The 16127-nt window shown below is 68.3% G+C and carries 14 protein-coding genes; 4 read left to right on the top strand and 10 right to left on the bottom strand.

Annotation, left to right across the window (positions count from 1 at the left end):
• Positions 1 to 4 precede the first annotated feature (4 nt).
• From QP045_RS12870 to QP045_RS12835, 8 genes are all read right to left on the bottom strand, one after another.
• Positions 5 to 1234, bottom strand: coding sequence for an NAD(P)/FAD-dependent oxidoreductase (locus tag QP045_RS12870; RefSeq protein ID WP_422515390.1), 1230 nt, complete (start codon positions 1232 to 1234; stop codon positions 5 to 7).
• Positions 1231 to 2271 carry a Rieske 2Fe-2S domain-containing protein gene (locus tag QP045_RS12865; protein ID WP_422515389.1) on the bottom strand — a complete coding sequence of 347 codons (1041 nt, stop codon included), beginning with the start codon at positions 2269 to 2271 and terminating at the stop codon, positions 1231 to 1233. Before QP045_RS12865 ends, QP045_RS12870 begins: the two co-directional genes overlap by 4 nt.
• Before the next feature lie 70 nt (positions 2272 to 2341).
• The gene (locus QP045_RS12860) at positions 2342 to 2788 is read right to left on the bottom strand and encodes a MarR family winged helix-turn-helix transcriptional regulator (protein WP_422515388.1); all 447 of its coding nucleotides are present in this window, start codon (positions 2786 to 2788) and stop codon (positions 2342 to 2344) included.
• A 38-nt stretch (positions 2789 to 2826) separates the two neighbouring features.
• Positions 2827 to 4140 carry an MFS transporter gene (locus QP045_RS12855; RefSeq protein WP_422515387.1) on the bottom strand — a complete coding sequence of 438 codons (1314 nt, stop codon included), beginning with the start codon at positions 4138 to 4140 and terminating at the stop codon, positions 2827 to 2829.
• Between the two features lie 38 nt (positions 4141 to 4178).
• Entirely contained in the window at positions 4179 to 6326 is a 2148-nt protein-coding gene (locus QP045_RS12850; RefSeq protein ID WP_422515386.1) for an acetate--CoA ligase family protein, read from the bottom strand.
• Positions 6327 to 6339: 13 nt separating this feature from the next.
• Positions 6340 to 7176 carry a p-hydroxycinnamoyl CoA hydratase/lyase gene (locus QP045_RS12845; protein WP_422515385.1) on the bottom strand — a complete coding sequence of 279 codons (837 nt, stop codon included), beginning with the start codon at positions 7174 to 7176 and terminating at the stop codon, positions 6340 to 6342.
• A 66-nt stretch (positions 7177 to 7242) separates the two neighbouring features.
• The gene (locus QP045_RS12840; protein ID WP_422515384.1) at positions 7243 to 8673 is read right to left on the bottom strand and encodes an aldehyde dehydrogenase; all 1431 of its coding nucleotides are present in this window, start codon (positions 8671 to 8673) and stop codon (positions 7243 to 7245) included.
• A gap of 84 nt (positions 8674 to 8757) precedes the next feature.
• The gene (locus QP045_RS12835) at positions 8758 to 9213 is read right to left on the bottom strand and encodes a MarR family winged helix-turn-helix transcriptional regulator (RefSeq protein WP_422515383.1); all 456 of its coding nucleotides are present in this window, start codon (positions 9211 to 9213) and stop codon (positions 8758 to 8760) included.
• 185 nt (positions 9214 to 9398) lie between these two features.
• Between QP045_RS12835 and QP045_RS12830 the strand changes: the two genes are divergently transcribed.
• Positions 9399 to 10652 (top strand): alpha/beta hydrolase family protein, encoded by a 1254-nt coding sequence (locus tag QP045_RS12830; RefSeq protein WP_422515382.1) that lies wholly within the window; start codon positions 9399 to 9401, stop codon positions 10650 to 10652.
• Between the two features lie 45 nt (positions 10653 to 10697).
• Here the strand turns inward: QP045_RS12830 and QP045_RS12825 are convergent, their stop codons facing one another.
• On the bottom strand, positions 10698 to 11666 hold the full coding sequence (locus QP045_RS12825) for a hypothetical protein (RefSeq protein WP_422515381.1): 969 nt from the start codon (positions 11664 to 11666) through the stop codon (positions 10698 to 10700).
• Positions 11667 to 11730: 64 nt separating this feature from the next.
• Positions 11731 to 12726, bottom strand: a complete 996-nt coding sequence (locus QP045_RS12820) for a LacI family DNA-binding transcriptional regulator (protein WP_422515380.1) — start codon at positions 12724 to 12726, stop codon at positions 11731 to 11733.
• 77 nt (positions 12727 to 12803) lie between these two features.
• Between QP045_RS12820 and QP045_RS12815 the strand changes: the two genes are divergently transcribed.
• From QP045_RS12815 to QP045_RS12805, 3 genes are read left to right on the top strand one after another with little or no spacing between them, the layout of a single operon-like run.
• Positions 12804 to 13982, top strand: a complete 1179-nt coding sequence (locus QP045_RS12815; RefSeq protein ID WP_422515379.1) for a cytochrome P450 — start codon at positions 12804 to 12806, stop codon at positions 13980 to 13982.
• The gene (locus QP045_RS12810) at positions 13979 to 15100 is read left to right on the top strand and encodes a CapA family protein (RefSeq protein WP_422515378.1); all 1122 of its coding nucleotides are present in this window, start codon (positions 13979 to 13981) and stop codon (positions 15098 to 15100) included. The genes QP045_RS12815 and QP045_RS12810 overlap by 4 nt, the downstream gene beginning before the upstream one ends.
• The gene (locus tag QP045_RS12805) at positions 15097 to 16125 is read left to right on the top strand and encodes a hypothetical protein (RefSeq protein ID WP_422515377.1); all 1029 of its coding nucleotides are present in this window, start codon (positions 15097 to 15099) and stop codon (positions 16123 to 16125) included. Before QP045_RS12810 ends, QP045_RS12805 begins: the two co-directional genes overlap by 4 nt.
• The last annotated feature ends 2 nt before the right edge of the window (positions 16126 to 16127 follow it).

Here is a 16127-nt window from a genome sequence, read left to right as displayed (position 1 = left end):
CGGTTCAGGCCGGGACCAGCATCTTCAGCGGACGCTCGGCGTCGGCGAGCAGCGCCGGCTCCACCCGCGCCCCCGCCACCACCAGCGCGCGTCCCTGCACGAAGTCCTTCATCGCGTTGACGCAGTCGAGCGCGATCACCCGCCCGCCCCGCAAATAGATCACGGAAAAGCTGCGGCTGTCCGGATCCCCGCGAACCACCGCCTGGTCGTGGCCGGTCGACAGGCCCATCGTCTGCAACTTCAGCTCGTATTGGGCGGACCAGAACCACGGCACCGCATCATAGGTCGTGGCGACGCCCGCGATGGTCTTGGCCGCCACGATCGCCTGGTCGTTGGCGTTCTGCACCGATTCCAGCCGGATCTCGACACCGTCCGCATAGGGGTTGGCATGGAGCGCGCAGTCGCCGATCGCGAACACGCGCGGCAGGCTGGTGCGGCATCGTCCGTCGACGCGCACACCGTTGCCGGCGGCCGCCCCGGCTTCGACCAGCGGCGCGACCGCCGGCTCGATCCCGACGCCGACGATCACCATTTGCGCAGGCAGCAGCGTATGGTCGCCCAGGCGGACGCCAGTCACGCGGCCCGCCGCCCCCTCGATGCAGGTGACAGTCGCCGCCAGCCGCACGTCGACGCCCTGCGCGCGATGTTCGGCCTCGAAGAAGCGCGACAGGGCCTCGCCGGCGACCCGGGAAAGCACCCGCTCCTGCGCCTCCAGCACCGTCACCCGCTTGCCCAGCTTGGTCAGGACCGCCGCCGCTTCCAGCCCGATGTAGCCGCCGCCGACCACGGCAACCTGCTCGGTGGTGGCAAGCTCCGCTTCCAGCCGGTCGACGTCGGCGCGGGTCCGGATCGAGTGTACCCCCGCCAGCTCCGTGCCCGTACAGCCAAGCCGCCGCGGCGCGCCGCCTGCAGCCCAGATGAGCCAGTCATAGCCGATCTCGCTTCCCTCGGCCGTCCGCACGCGCTGCGCGGTCGCATCGACCGCCACCACGCGTACGCCCGGCATCAGCGTGATCGACCGGTTCAACCAGAAGGAAGCCGGCCGGATCAGCAGGCGCTCGAACGGCTTGTCCCGCTGCAGATACTCCTTCGACAGGGGTGGCCGCTCATAGGGCAGGTCCGGCTCGTCGCCGATCAGGGCAATGCTGCCGTCATATCCCGCCTGGCGCAGCGCGATGCACGCCTGCGCACCACCATGGCCGGCACCGACGACGACCACCCCGAAGTGCGTCACTCCGCGGCTTCCAGACTGGGAGCCGCCTGTGCCTTGATCAGCCGTTCGAGCAGCAGGCGCGATCGCACCCCGCCTGAATCGATCGAGAAGGCGCGCAGCTTCATCGTCGGATTGGCCTCGATCGACCGCTGCTGCGCTTCCAAGACCTCGACGTCCTCTGCGAACACCCGCCCCTGCTGCGCCTTGAACCGCTCGGTAAAGCCCTGGTCGCGAATGTCGAAGTTGCGCGCCATCCCCCAGAAATAATGGGTCGAGGTCTCCGTCTCCGGGGTGAGCGCATCAATCACCATGCCCCGCACGCCCTGGTCGTGGTTCTCAATCGTGGCCCCGGCGCCGACGGGTGCCACGCCCACGTCGATCAGGATCGAGGACGGCGCAATATACTGGCAGATCTGCCAGCGATCGACCGGCCCTTCCCTCTTCAGCGCGTCCCGCCAGAACGGCGGCGCGTTGACCCCCGGCATCCAGCGCGTGACGAACACTTCCTCGCCGCGCACCTCCGTATGGATGGGCGCTTCCATCAGCTCGGGTTGTCCGATCGACCCCTGGTGGGTGTAGGTCTCGTGCGTCAGGTCCATGAGATTGTCGATCACCAGCCGATAGTCGCACTTGATGGGGTAGTAGCCGCCATCAAAGGTCCAGTCGGGATGCGAGCAGGGCCAGAAATCGGGGATCAGCGCCGGATCCGCCTGGGCGGCCTCGCCGATCCACACCCAGATCAGCCGGTGCCGCTCGACCACGGGATAGCTGCGCGCGCAGGCACCCTGGTTCGGCCGCTCCGTCTTGATCGGCATTTCGAGCACCGCGCCGTCGGGTGAGAACAACATGCCGTGGTAGCGACAGCGCAGGTTGTCGCCTTCCTTGATCCCCATCGACAGCGGCAGCAGCCGGTGCGGGCAGGCATCCTGCAGCGCCGCGATCGACCGATCGAACTTGCGATACAGGACGATGGGTTCGCCACAGATGGTGCGACCCATGGGTTGGCGATCGACCTCATGGTCCCAGGCGGCGACATACCAGCGGTTCTTCAGGAACATGCGACTCTCCGTTCGACACGGCTCCTCGACCGGGAGCCTGCGGACAGATCACGCCAGTTTAGTTGACATGTCAACTATCCTCATCGAGCACCCCGACATTGGTGTAGAGCCGCCGCAGCAACTCGATGAGCTGCGCGCGCTCGGCCTCGTCGAAGCCGGTCAGCAGCACGCGTTCGCGTTCCAGTGCGGCATCGATGATGCGATCGTGCAGCGCCTCGCCCGCCGGGGTCAGCGCCAGCAGGCGGGCGCGCCCGTCGCGTGTCTCGATGGTGTCGATGCAGCCGAGCGCGTCCAGCCGCCCTACCGCCCGGCTCGCGGCCGCCTTGTCGATCCCGCTCGCCTGGCAGATCGCGCCCGCGGTCGCCCTGCCCTGCACCTTCAGGTTGGCGAGCAGCCGCCACTCGTTCACCCCCACGCCAAAGCGCGCGAGATACACGCGGGAGGCACCGCGCGAGAGCTTGTTGCCGATCGAGGAGAGGAAAAACGGGACGTACCGGTCGAGGTCGAGCTGCGTCATGCACCCGGCATGACGCCTCCCCCGGCGCTGGGCAAGCGTCAGGCGGTCGCGCCGCCCACCTCCCGGCGGCGGGTCAGTGCCAAGAGGGCGACTGCCGCGATCCCCGAGCCCAGCGCCATGCAGATCGCGACCATCGGCAGGCTCGCGCCGGCCGCGAACAGCGCGCCGGCGACGATCGGGCCGAGCGCCGCACCGCCGCGCCCGATCCCGATGACAAAGCCGGTGCCGCTGCCTCGCACGGCCGTCGGAAAGGCCTGCGCGATCAGGGCATAGAGGCCGACCACGCCGGCGTTGGTGAAGAAGCCGGCGCACGCCGCCACCAGCGCAAGTCCGCTCAGGCTGTCCTGCCCCTGGCCGAACCACGCGACCATCGCCGCCGATCCGATCAGCGCTGCAAGGATGAGCAACCGCAGCGGCACCCGTCGCGTGAGCAGGCTGAGCGCCAGCGCGCCGGCCAGCCCGCCGACATTCGCCCACACCAGCACCCCGCCGGCGGTCGAGGGCGCGTATCCCATGTCGACGACGATCTTGGGCACCCATTTCAGGATGAAGTAGAAGGTCATGATGTGCGCGAAATAGGCGACCGTCAGCAGCACGGTCGTGCCCACCAGTCCCGGCGAGAACAGCGCGCGCAGGGAAGCGGCAGTGCCGGTGACCGGCGCGGGCAACGCGTCCACCGTCGCATGCCCCATCTTGCTCAGCGTCTGGTTGACCCGCGCCAGCGCATTGCGCGGGCGTTTCTGGACCAGGAAGCCGATCGATTCAGGCAGCAGCCACCAGGTCAGCGGCAGGAACAAGGCCGTCACGCACGCGCCGAAGGTGAAGACGTCGCGCCACCCTCCGCTGGCGAGCAGCGCGGACGCAATCGAGCCGCCGACGATCGCGCCGACGGGGTAGCCCGCCGCCATCACCGCCACCGCCAGCGCGCGATTGCGCAGGTTTGCGAACTCGGCGACCATCGCGTTCGTGCACGCGAGCATCCCGCCGATGCCCAGGCCCGTGAACAGCCGGATCACCGACAGCGCGAACACGCTGCCCGAAAGCGGCGCCGCCGCCATGCCCACCGCCATCACCACCAGGCAGCCCAGGATCGTCGGCCGGCGCCCGATCCGGTCGGCAAGGTTGCCGATCAGGACCGAGCCCACCGCCATGCCGATCAGCTCCATCGACAGGACAAGGCCCAGCGCCGCCCGGTCGATGCCCCATTCGGCGGCAATCCCCGGCGACGCGAAGCTGATCGCCAGCACGTCGAAGCCGTCGAGGGCGTTGAGCAGCACGCACAGGCCCACCGCGAGCACCTGCAGCCGGCGCATCGGCTCCCGATCCAGGATCACCCGCGGATCTCGTTCCATCTCGTCTCCTCCCCCGCCGCCGGCCCCGCCCTCGTCCTTTAGCTCGGATCGACCAGCATCAGCGCATCCAGCGCCACCACGCCCTGTCCCTGTGGGTACAGGATCACCGGGTTGAGGTCGATTTCCCGGATGCGCGGATTGGCGAGCATGACCGCCCCCAGCCGCTCGACCAGGGCGGCGAGCGCGTCGAGGTCGAGTGCGGGTGAGCCGCGCCAGCCGTGCAGCAGCGCCGCGGCCTTCAGCTGCCCGATCTCGGCCAGGATCGCGCTCCGCGACATGCCGGGCGCGATCAGGCGAACGTCCTTCAGGATTTCTGCCTGAACCCCGCCGAACCCGACCAGGATCACCGGCCCCCAGTCGGGATCGCTGCGCGCGCCGACGATCAATTCGACCCCGCGCGCGCCCATCTTCTCGACCAGGATGCCGTCGAGCGCGACGCCCGGCAGGTGCCCGGCGACGTCCGCCACCATCCGGTGCCATCCCGCTTCGACCGCGTCAGCGTCGCGCAGGTTGAGCAGCACGCCGCCTGCGTCCGACTTGTGGCTGAGCGCGCTCGACTGCGCCTTCAGGACGACGGGGAAACTGAGCTGCTCGGCCAGCGCGCGCGCCTCGGCCGGACTGGTGGCGAGATGCGACGGTGGAAACGCAAAGCCGAACGGCGCCAGCAGCGCCTTCGCCGCATGTTCGGGGATGACGCCGCCGGCGTCCGGAAGGCGCAGCGCCGCCTCGCCGGATGGCGTTGCCCCCTGCGGTGACGCTGCCTGCGCCCGGATCAGGCGGGTGACGGCGCGAAGGGCGCGCTCGCTTGCCGGGAAATAGGGAATGCCCAGCGAACGCAGCGCCTCGACATGCTCGGCGGGGATCGGTGCCCCTTCGTCCAGGCCGGCGAAGATCACCGGCTTGTCGCCGTCGCGTTCCTGCATCGCGCGCAGGATCGGCGGCACCTTGATGCCGATGGTGACGGGGTCGGTCTGGATGATCCCGATGATGATGGTGCCGATGCGGTCGTCGCCGAACAGCGCCGTCAGCGTCCGCGCGTAGAGGTCCGGATCGACCAGCCCCTGCGCCGTCAGGTCGAGCGGGTTGCTGACCCCGACGAACTCGGGCAGCGCCGCCCGCAGTGCCGGCGAACAGGCGTCCGTCAGCGCCGGGAGCGGCAGCGCCAGTTCCTCGGCAAGGTCGAGCATCAGCGCCTTGAAGGCGCCGGACTCGCCCAGCACCGCCGTGCCGCCGGAGGGCAGCGCCGGGCTGCGCGCGACAATCTCGGCAATGTCGCTGAGTTCCTCGAGCGTCTCGGCAACCACGACGCCCGCTTGCGCGACCAGCAGCCGCATGACGGCATAGTCCCCGGCCATCGCCCCGGTGTGCGTGGCGGCACTTTCGCGCGCGGCGCTCGACTTGCCGGGATGCAGCAGCACGATCGTCTTGCCGGCTGCGGCGGCGGCGCGAGCCGCTGCCAGGAACCGTTGCGGCTGGCGAAACTGCTCGACGATCATCGTGATGACGCGGGTGCCCGCATCGCCCACCAGATATTCGACATAGTCCTCGACGCCGCTTCCCGCCTCGTTGCCGGTGGAAACGGAGAAGGTGAGCCCCAGCCCGCGCGAGGCGATGGTGGTGCCGAGCACCGCTGCCATTGCCCCCGATTGCGACACGATGCCGATGCCGGCTGCGCCGCCGACCGGCGGCGTCACTGCGGTTTCGACAAAGGTCAGGGGCACGCCGTCATAGTGGTTGACCATCCCCAGGCAGTTGGGCCCTTCGATCAACATGCCGGCTTCGGCAGCAATCCGGGCGATGTCGCGCTGTTCGGCAAGCCCGGCCTCACCCCCTTCGGCAAAACCCGCCGAAAAGATCACCGCCGATCCGACGCCGCGCGCCGCAAGCTGACGGATCGCGTCCACCACGCCCGCGCGCGGGATGGCGAGCACCGCCGCATCGACACCCCACGGAAGCGCCTCGATGCCGGGCAGGCAGGCGCGACCGGCGATCTCTGCGCGCTTGGGATTGATGAGGTGGATCTCCCCGGCAAAGCCGTTGCGCTCCAGGTTGGCGAGCACCGAGGCGCCGAGCGCCCCGGGCTTTTCGGAGGCACCGACAATGGCGACGGATCGGGGGCGCAGCAGCCGGTCGATCGACCGCTCCGCTCTGGATTGAACAGGCGCTTCGAGCGTCTCGACCGGCATGGCGCCCTCTCCCTCAGCGCTGCTTGGACTTGTCGTACGCGCCGAGGCCCGGCTTGTACGTCTTGTCGTCGATGAACTGCTTGATGCCTTCCTTGCGACCCTCGCTGTCATAGCTGTTGGCCGCCTCCTGCGCGCGGATCAGATAATCCTCGGCCTCGTCATAGGTCATCACCCCGACGCGCCGCACGGCATCCTTGGTCGCCTTCAGCGCGACCGGGTTCTTCGCCAGCAGCACCTTGGCCACTTCGGTCACGCGCGCCTTCAGGTCGGCGAGCGGCACGGCCTCGTTGACCAGTCCCCATTCGGCGGCCGTCTTGCCGTCGACATTCTCGCCCATCATCGCATGGTACATCGCCTTGCGGAACGGCAGCAGTTCGACCGCGACCTTGGTGGCGCCGCCGCCCGGCAGGATGCCCCAGTTGATCTCCGACAGGCCGAACTGCGCCTCGTTCGCCGCAAAGGCGAGGTCGCACGCGAACAACGGACCATAGCCGCCGCCGAAACACCAGCCGTTGACCATCGCGATCGTCGGCTTCTGGTACCAGCGTAGCCGCCGCCACCAGCCATAGCTTTCGCGCTGCGCCTTGCGCGTGCCCTTCAGGCCCTCTGCCTCGGTGTCGCGGAAATATTCCTTCAGGTCCATGCCCGCGGACCAGGCGACGCCCTCGCCGGTCAGCACCAGCACGCCGACGTCGTCCCGAAACTCCAATTCCTCGAGAACACGGCCCATCTGGCGATTGAGCTTGGGGCTCATGGCATTGCGCTTTTCGGGGCGATTGAAGCTCACCCAGGCGATGCCGTCCTCGACGGTGTAGGCGACGGTTTCCTCTTCGGTACGTTCGATGCTCATGGCGTAGCTCTCCGGTCCGCCGCGGGCGATCCGCGGCGGGGATGATGGTTTGAAACTGGGTTCGCGTCAGATCGGGAAGTGGCCCGGCTGCGTCTCGATGGTGATCCAGCGAAGCTCGGTGAAGGCATCGATCCCGGCCTTGCCGCCGAACCGGCCGTAGCCCGATCCTTTGACCCCTCCGAACGGCATCTGCGCTTCGTCATGCACGGTCGGCCCGTTCACGTGGCAGATGCCTGACTTGATCGCCCGCGCGACCCGCAGGCCGCGCGCAGTGTCGCGGGTGAACACCGCCGCCGACAGGCCGTATTCGGTGTCGTTGGCGAGCTCGATCGCGTGCGCCTCGTCGCGTGCGCGGATGATGCCGACGACGGGGCCAAAGCTCTCGTCGCGGAACAGCCGCATGTCGGGGGTGACATGGTCGATCACATGGGCGGGCATCAACACGCCGTCCGCCTCGCCGCCGACCAGCTGCCGGGCGCCGTTCGCCAGGGCATCCTCGATCAGGCCGCGGACGCATTGGACCGTCCTGGTATCCACCACCGCGCCCAGCGGCGTCTTGCCCGCGCGCGGATCGCCGACCGGCATCGTACCAACCTTGGCCGCGAACTTCTCTGCAAAGGCGTCGGCGACGGCATCCACCACGATGATCCGCTCGGTGGACATGCAGATCTGGCCCTGGTTCATGAACGCGCCGAACGCCGCGGCCTTGACCGCCTCGTCGAGGTCGGCGTCCTCCAGCACCAGCAACGGGGCCTTGCCGCCCAGTTCCAGCAGCACCGGCTTCAGATGCTCGGCGCAACGCTTGGCGATGATGCGCCCGACATGGGTCGATCCGGTGAAGTTCACGCGGCGCACGGCCGGATGGTCGATCAGCGCGCCGACCACGTCGGCCGCGTCGGCCGGTGCGTTGGTGACGATCTGGACGACGCCCTCGGGCATCGCCTCCGCAAAGCTCTCGACGATCAGCTGGTGGGTGCGCGGGCATTGCTCGGATGCCTTGAGCACCACCGTGTTGCCGCAGGCGAGCGGCGTCGCGATCGCCCGCACGCCCAGGATGATCGGCGCATTCCAGGGAGCGATCCCCACCACCACGCCGGCCGGCTCTCGCAGCGCCATGGCGATGCACCCCGGCTTGTCGGAGGGGATGACCTCTCCCGAAATCTGCGTCGTCAACGCGGCGGCTTCGCGGATCATCCCGGCCGCCAGCATCAGGTTGAAACGGGCCCAGCCCTCGGTCGCGCCGATTTCGGACATCATCGCATCGACAAAGGCGTCCGCGCGGGATTCGAGTGCGACCGCGGCCTTGTTGAGCGCCGCGCGGCGCGCATTGGGACCCAACACGCTCCAGGTCGGGAACGCCGCCTCCGCGGCGTCGCACGCTTCACTCGCCTGCTCGGGCGTCTGCGCCGGAGAGGTCGTCGCCACTTCTCCGGTCACCGGGTTGATGCGCGTGAACGTAGCAGCACCGCTTGCTGCCTTGGGATCTGCCTCAGCCATCTCCGCTCCTCATTCTTATTTGTTATGGAGCATATCGATATGGACGAGACGTGCAAGCGCTATCGCGCCGCAAATCATGCACGATCAGCCGCCGCCGGCGCCGATCCGCGAAAGGAGCTGGATCAGGCTCGCCCGCTCCTGAGCCGAAAGGTCCGACAGCAGCATGTCCTCATGCTCGCGAATCCGGCCGATCGCCTCTTCGACGCAGCGTTCCCCGGCGGGCGTCAGCCGTAGTTCAAAGGCGCGCCGGTCCTCGGCCGCAACCCGGCGATCGATCAGCTCGCGGTCCACCAATTCATTGACAAGGCTCACCATGTTGGCGCGCTGAATGCCCAGCGCCTTGCCGACCTCGCCCTGGTTGATGCCGGGGTTTCCGCCCACGATCGACAGGATGCCGAACAGCACCTGGCGAAGCCCGAGATCACCGACCGCATTTGCGAAATCCGTCGCGAACAGCGTCGACAGACGACGCATATGATATCCGACCAGGGTGTCGAGGACGCCGAGCGAAACGCGGTCTTCCTGCTCTTCTTCAATCAACGGCGTTCCTCCAAACCTTGCTGATAGGGGGCTCGTTTCCTGTGATCAATCGCCGCCGCGTCTCCCCCGCACGCAATGACCACAGACATTCGGTAGTATGAGGTCGGCATGGGCACGCCTGTTGGGAGAGTTGCCAAGCATCCATCGATTGGCCAAGATGGATGCAAGCGCTTTCAGGAGGGTTCATGCGCCGTTTGATTTGCAGCCTTGTCGCAGCAACCTGCCTTGCGACGCCCGCCGCTTCCGGTCCGGTCGAACCGACACCTGCCGCCCAGCAATCGCCGCAGTTTGTCGACTCCCTGCCTGCGCAATGGAACGGGACGCTGCTGCTCTATTCCCGGGGCTATTCCCCCCGCCCCTCCGTAGAGGCTGCTCCCGCCCCTGTCCGCCAAGCCCTGCTCGACGCCGGCTATGCGCTCATCGCCAGCGATTATGGCGCTGGCGGCTGGTCGCTGGCAGAGGCCGTGCCCGCGCAGCTCGCGGCGATCGAGCGCTTCACCGCGCTGCACGGCAAGCCGCGCCGGATCATCGCGTGGGGGGAATCGATGGGTGGCCTGGTCACGACCCAGCTCGCCGAACAGCATGCGAACCGGATCGACGGCGCGGTCGCGGCCTGCGCCTCGATCGGCGGCGCGCTCGGCATGATGAACATGGCGCTCGACGGTGCCTATGCCTTCCGCACGCTGGTGGCGCCCGACGCCGGGCTGGAACTGGTCCGCATCACCGATGATCGCGTCAATGGCGGACGCGCGCAGGAAGCGGTGCAGCAGGCGCTTGCAACGCCGGAAGGGCGCGCGCGGGTAGCGCTGGCGAGCGTGCTTGCGGGGCTGCCGGGCTGGACCGACCCTGCCACGCCCCAGCCGGCCGTGGGCGACGCGGCCGGTCAGGCCGCGCAGATGGCAAAGGCGTTCGTGCGCGGCACCTTCCTGCCCCGCACCGATCAGGAACAGCGCGCGGGCGGCGTCTTTTCGTGGAACACCGGCATCGACTATCGCGCCCAGCTGCGGCGCTCGGGCCGTGCCGCCCTGGTCGAGCGCCTCTATCGGGAGGCGGGGATCGATCTGCAGGCGGACCTGAAACGTCTGAACGCCGGCGAGCGCGTCGCCGCCGACCCCGATGCCGTCGCCTATATGCGCGCGCACTATACCCCCAATGCCCGGCCGCAGGTGCCGCTGGTGGCGATGCAAAAGATCGGCGACGGGATGACCGCCCCCGCCCTCCAACGCGGCTATGCGGAGGCCGCCGGGACGCGGGCGCAGAGCCTGTGGCTGGCGGAGGCCGGTCATTGCGGCTTCACCGCGCCGCAACTGCTCGCCGCGATCCGGCAGGTCGAACAACGGCTGGACCGGGGGAAGTGGCCGGCGGTGCCGGCGGGCTTCGTGCCTCATCGCGCGGAACCGATGCTTCGGCCCTGCATCACCGGGGGACGGTGCGAGTAGCGGCATAAAAGGGGGCGCCCGGACGGCGCCCCCCTCCCTTTCCGGTCATCCGATCCGCTTGCGCTCGATCTTCCACTGCGGGTCCGCGCACAGGCCGCAGTCGGTCCCTACGAACGTCTTGGCCGCCTTTGCGTCGCCGGAAAGCTGCCACTCCAGCCAATCGGCACTGATCCGCCCGACGCGGCCGCCATTCGGCTCCCCGAACGTGCCGCCATGACCCACGTCGGCCCAGACCAGAGCCGCGGGCACATGGTCGATCCGCTTGAAATCGTCAGTGCCGTTCGGCCAGGCGACGTCGCTCTCCCCGCCCAGCACATAGAGGACCGGCGTGTGCAGCCGGCCGAGCAGCGCCTTGTTCACGTTGATGCCCGGGATCGGGTTGCTGCCGTCCGCAAAGATGCCGCTGTTGTGGACGATGACTGCGCGAATGCGGGGGTCTTGCGCCACCTGCAGCGCCTGCAATCCGCCGCAGCTGTGTCCGGCGACGGCGACCTTGGCCGGATCGATGCGGCCTTTCAGCGGACTCCCCGAACGGGCGTTCTCGGCCAGTGCCCAGTCGAGCCCGCGCGTCACATCCGCGGCCGTCGTCGCGGCCGGCGGCAAGCTACCGCCAGCGTCAGGCCGGCGACCCGGCCCGGTCCTGGGCGGGGCACCCGGGCCTGAAAGAATGCGGCCCGGTGCCACCACCACATAGCCGTAGGAAGCGAGTTCCAGCAGGTGATGCCGGGCACTGGCGCCATCCGGCGCACAGCCGCCGTTGCCCCACACCACCACGCCCAGCTTCTTCTTCCCAAGCGCGTCGAGATTGCGGGGCTGGTAGATCACATGGTCCGGCAATGCGGGATCGGCCCGCTTCATGGCTGCAAAGGGCCCGGTGCCTGAACTATCCGGCACCGCATCGCGCTGCCGGGCAGCGGCGGCCTGGTCGGCCGGCGCCGGTCCTGGCGCTCCTTGCTGCGCGAGCGCCGCCGTTCCTGCAAACGCCAGCGCGACCGCCAAATATGATGTGCGCATCATCCCCTCCGGTTATTGTTATCCGGTACAGCAGATCACGCGGCCTTTAGCTATGCAAGCCCTTTCATGCGCTCTCACGGGCAATGATGCGCGTGCCGACATCGATGCGTCGTTCGACCGGTTCGCCCGCCGCGCGTGCCTGCAGGACCCGCAGCACCTCCCGCGCAATCCGCCGCCCGTCGACGTCGACAGAGGTGATCGTAGGCCGCATATCGCCGGCGAGGCGGAGGTTGCCGAATCCGGTGACGGCCAGCCGGTCGGGCACGCGGACCCCGGCCGCCTGCGCCTCCACGATCAACCCTTGCGCGATCCAGTCCGACCCGCAGACGACCACGTCCGGCTGTTCCGGCAGGTCGGCCAGCGCCCGGAAGCTCAGTCGCCCCTGCCCGAAGTGACTCGGCACGTTGACTTCCAGGCGCGTCGGCGGAGCCCCGCCGTCGGAGACCCATTGCGTCGCGAACCCCTCCGCGCGCCGCTCCGACCGCGCCGAACACGGCACCACCAAATGCGGGCGGCGATAGCCGCGCCCGCGCAGGAAGCGCGCCATCTCATGCCCTGCCGAACGATGCGAGAAGCCCACCGCCACGTCGATGGGATCGTCGGGCAACCCCCAGGTCTCGATCACCGTCACGCCCTGTGCCCGCAACCGGTCGCGCGTCTCCGGGTCGCTGACGATGCCGGTCAGGATGATCGCGTCGACTCGCCGGGCAAGCGCGGTGTGGATTTCGGTCAGCAGGCGGCTGTTGTCCGCCCCGGTCAGCGCCAGCATCACGCTGTTGCCGTCGGAGGCGAGCACGTCGATCATCGCCTCCATCGTGTCGTTGAAGATCGACTGCGCGATGTCCGGCACCAGCGCGGCGATCAGGCGTGAGCGCCCGCCCGCCAGCGCACCCGCGGTCAGGTTGGGAACATAGCCCGTCGCCTCGATCGCGGCGCGGATGCGCTCTCCCGTGGCCGGAGCCACGATGGAAGGATTGTTGAGAAAGCGCGACACCGTCGCGGGCGACACGCCCGCCGCCCCGGCAACGTCCTCAAGTCTCGGCGATCGCTGACCATTCATCGCCCTTGTCTTTCTACGCTCACGGCCAATCCCGCAACCGGCTTGCAAGCGCTTTCATTCCGCGATACGAGATTGCTATGTCGCATGACTTTGATCCGCTCCAGCCCGAGCAATTCGACAGCGCGCACGCCGATTATGCCCGGCTGCGCCAGCAATGTCCCGTCGCCCACAGCGAAGCATGGGGCGGTTTCTGGGCATTGATGAAGCACGAAGACGTCGCCGCGGCTGCCGCAGACTGGCAGACCTTCGTCACGTCAAAGCAGAACGTCATCCCCAAGGTCGCGTTTACCGGGCGGCGCCCCCCGCTTCATCTCGATCCGCCCGAACACACCCCCTATCGCCGCGCGCTGGCGCCCTTGTTTACGGAGCGGCGCATCAACCGGCTGGAGCCGGACGTCCGCCGCATCTGTCGGGATCTGCTCGCGGACATGGTGGCCAAGGGTGGCGGCGACATCGTCGGCGACTTTTCCGCGCACATGCCGATCGCGACCTTTGCGACCTGGATGAACCTCTCGCCCGAGGCGGTGGCAGAACTTACCCGCGTCGGCCGCGACTATAATGTCGCCGTCCAGTCCGCCGACATGGACACGACCAAAACTTCGAGCCTGCTCCTGTACGACATGGCACGCGCGATCGTGGCGGAACGCCGCGCCTCCCCCCTGCCGGTGGAGGAGGACGCGACCAGCGCGCTCCTCGCCGTCCGCGTCGACGGGGCGCCGCTACCCGATGAGATGATCGTCGGCACCATCCGTCAGGTGCTGGTCGTCGGCATCATCGCGCCCAGCGTCCTGATCGGCTCCATCGCCGTTCACCTCGCCCGCGATCCGGCGCTCCAGCAGCAGCTGCGCGCGGATCCGTCGCTGATCCCCGCCGCGACCGAGGAATTCCTGCGGCTCTATGCGCCGTATCGCGGCTTTGCCCGCACTGCCGTCCACGACGTGACCATCCGCGGCCGCACCATCCCCGCCGACGAGCCGATCGCGCTGGTCTATGCCTCCGCGAACCGCGACGCCGAGGTGTTCCCGGAACCGGACCGCTTCCAGCTCGACCGCCCGAACATGAAGGATTCGCTCGCCTTCGGGCGCGGCCCGCACAACTGCATCGGGGCCGGGCTTGCGCGTCTGGAATTGCGCGTCGCGATCGAGGAACTGCTTGCCGCAGCACCCGGCTTTGAACTCGCCGGCGAACCGCTGCCGACGCGCTTTCCCGAAATCGGCGCGCTCAACGTGCCCGTTCGTTTTCAGGGTGCCGCATGACCCAGGTTCTGCTCGCCACCGGCGATCTCGCGCTCGACCGCGAGAATTATGACGAGAGCTTCGTCGCCACCGGCGACACGCTGCGCGCGGCCGACATCGTCTTTGGGCAGCTCGAAACCAGCTTCGCCGAAAAAGGCGTCCGCGCGCCCCAGGCGCGGCACGCCGTGCTGGCGCGGCCGGATGGCGCAGTCGCGCTCGCGCGCGCCGGGTTCGACTGCATCTCGATGGCGGGCAACCATGTACTCGACTGGGGCAATGACGCCTTCTTCGAGACGAAGCGCAATCTGGAGTCCACCGGCATCCAGGTCGTCGGCGCCGGCGCCAGCATCCATGAGGCGCGCCAACCGGCCCGCTTCAACCTGCCGGACGGCACCCGCGTGGCGATCCTCGCCTATTCCAGCATCCTGCCGATGAGCTACTGGGCCGACGAACGCCGGCCGGGCTGTGCCCCGATGCGCGCGTTCACCGTCTATGAGCAGATCGAGCATGATCAGCCGGGCACGCCGCCGCGCATCCACACCTATCCCCACCGCGAGGATCTGGCCGCGATGGAGGACGATATCCGCAGTGCCAAGGCGGAGGCCGATGTCGTCGTCGTCTCCCAGCACTGGGGGATCCATTTCGTCCGCGCCGCCATCGCCGACTATCAGCGCGACGTCGCCCGTGCGGCCATCGCCGCCGGTGCCGACGCGATCCTGGGCGGGCACGCACACATATTGAAGGGGTGCGAGGTGATCGACGGCGCCCCCGTCTTCCACTCGCTGTGCAACTTCGCGACGGACCTGCGCATGGACCCGGTCCATGCCGCATCCAAGAGCTTCAACGAGATCCGGGTGCTTGCAGAGGAGTGGGAGCCAGACTTCGACAGCCTCTACAATTTTCCCAAGGCGTCGCGCCTGTCGATGGTGGCGCGGCTGGAGATCGCCGACGGCCGGATTACCCGGTCGGGCTTTTTCCCGCTCTACATCGATCGCGACGCCGTGCCGCGCATCGTCACCCCGGACGATCCGCGCCACAAAGAAGTGGTCGATTACATGCGCGCGATCACGCGCGAAGCGGGGCTGAACGCCGGCTACCGCGTCACTCCCGAAATGGTCGAACTGGTGGAGGCCGAATGATGCGCTGGAAAAGCCTTCCGATCGAAGGGTTCGTGGGGCTCTATTTCCTCGCGTACATCCCCAACATCCTGATCACCAAGCTGCTGACGAGCGCCCCGGACCCGACGCTTGGTCGTCCGCTGACCGGTCTCGAGACGCTGCCGGCATCGCTTATCCTTAACCTGGTGCTTACCTATCTCTTCATCTGGTGGTCCGGCTGGCACAAGGACGCCAACGCGGTCGAGATCGCCGGCCGGCGCGTGCCGATCCCCACCCGCTACACCTTCCTGTCCGGCATCGGCACCGCCCTGGTGCTGTTCACGGTGCCGCTGTCCTTCACGTTCCAGGGCGTCAGCATCCCCTTCATCCAGCTGGTGATGCGCGGCGACATCCTCATCATCGCGCCCCTGGTCGACATCATGTTCGGCCGGCGCGTGCGCTGGTGGAGCTGGGTGGCGCTGGTCATGGTCCTGATAGCGCTGGGCATCACGTTGCAGGCCCGCGGGGAGCTGGGGCTGCCGCCGCTCGCGATCGCGACCGTGGTTCTCTACACGCTGGGCTACTTCATCCGCCTCGCCGTGATGACCCGGGTGTCAAAGTCTGGCGATCCCGCCTCGATCCGCAAATATTTCGTCGAGGAAAAGATGATCGCCCTGCCGATGTCGGTTGCCGCCCTGGCACTGCTCGGCGCCTCCGGGCTCGGCACCCAGGCGGGTGAACTCGAATGGGGTTTCCTCGGCATCTGGACCAGCCCTGCGCTGCTGCCGATCATCGGGATCGCGGTCACCCTCACCATCGTCTCGATCTTTGCCGCCATCATCCTCCTGGATGCGCGCGAGAACAGCTATTGCGTCCCGCTGGAGCGTGCGGCGAGCCTGCTTGCCGGCATCCTTGCCGCCTATCTGCTCGCATATGGCTGGGGCCTGCGTGCGCCCACGGCTGCCGAGACCACCGGCGCCGCCATCCTGATCGGGGCCATCGTGCTGCTGTCGCTCGCGCCGCGCCTCAGTCGCCGCGTGAACGCGGCCCAGGCGGAGGCGACCTGACC

Source organism: Sphingomonas sp. 3-13AW, from assembly GCF_049311085.1.
GTDB lineage: Bacteria > Pseudomonadota > Alphaproteobacteria > Sphingomonadales > Sphingomonadaceae > Sphingomonas.
This window is presented reverse-complemented; position numbering and strand designations above follow the sequence as displayed.